The sequence below is a fragment of the Cupriavidus consociatus genome, assembly GCF_017814975.1.
Taxonomy (GTDB): Bacteria; Pseudomonadota; Gammaproteobacteria; order Burkholderiales; family Burkholderiaceae; genus Cupriavidus; species Cupriavidus consociatus.
Window position 1 is genome coordinate 1 of record NZ_JAGIQA010000129.1, and the last position, 1,149, is coordinate 1,149.

A 1,149-nucleotide genomic window follows, 5' to 3' on the forward strand; every position below is an offset into this window, starting at 1 on the left:
TTACATCGTTTCCGCGAACAGCTCGCGGCCGATCAGCATGCGGCGGATCTCCGAGGTGCCCGCGCCGATCTCGTACAGCTTGGCGTCGCGCCACAGGCGCCCGGCCGGGTACTCGTTGATGTAGCCGTTGCCGCCCAGGATCTGCACGGTCTCGCCCGCCATCCAGGTGGCCTTCTCGGCCGTGTACAGGATCACCGCGGCGCAGTCCTTGCGCACCTGGCGCACGTGGTCGCTGCCGAGCGCGTCCAGGTTCTTGCCGACCGTGTACAGGTAGCTGCGCGCCGCCTGCAGCGTGGTGTACATGTCCGCCACCTTGCCCTGGATCAGCTGGAACTCGCCAATGCTCTGGCCGAACTGCTTGCGGTCGTGGATATACGGCGTGACCACGTCCATGCACGCCTGCATGATGCCGACCGGGCCGCCCGACAGCACCGCGCGCTCGTAGTCGAGCCCGCTCATCAGCACCCTGGCGCCGCTGTTCTCGGCGCCGAGGATGTTCTCGGCCGGCACTTCCACGTCCTCGAACACCAGCTCGCCGGTGTGCGAGCCGCGCATGCCCAGCTTGTCCAGCTTCTGCGCCACCGAGAAGCCCTTCATGCCCTTCTCGACGATGAAGGCGGTCATGCCGCGTGCGCCCAGCTCGGGCTCGGTCTTGGCGTAAACCACCAGCACGTCGCAGTCCGGGCCGTTGGTGATCCACATCTTGGTGCCGTTCAGCACGTAGCGGTCGCCCTTGAATTCGGCGCGCAGCTTCATGCTGACCACGTCCGAACCCGCGTTGGGCTCGCTCATCGCCAGCGCGCCGATCCATTCGCCCGAGACCAGCTTCGGCAGGTACTTCGCCTTTTGCGCCGGCGTGCCGTTGCGGTGGATCTGGTTCACGCACAGGTTCGAATGCGCGCCGTACGACAGGCCCACCGACGCCGACGCGCGGCTGATCTCTTCCATCGCGATCATGTGCGCCAGGTAGCCCATGTTGGCGCCGCCGTATTCCTCGGCCACGGTGATGCCGAGCACGCCGAGGTCGCCCATCTTCTTCCAGGCGTCCATCGGGAACTGGTCGGTGCGGTCGATCTCGCCGGCGCGCGGGGCCAGTTCGGCCTGGGCCCACGTGCGCACGGAATCGCGCAGCATCTCGATGTCTTCGCC

Annotated in this window: 1 protein-coding gene; it reads right to left on the reverse strand. The window is 66.9% G+C overall.

All coding sequences use genetic code 11. The features are described from left to right. A partial coding sequence (locus J8I82_RS37710; protein ID WP_209765708.1) for an isovaleryl-CoA dehydrogenase occupies nt 1-1,149 on the reverse strand: 1,149 nt, incomplete at its 5' end.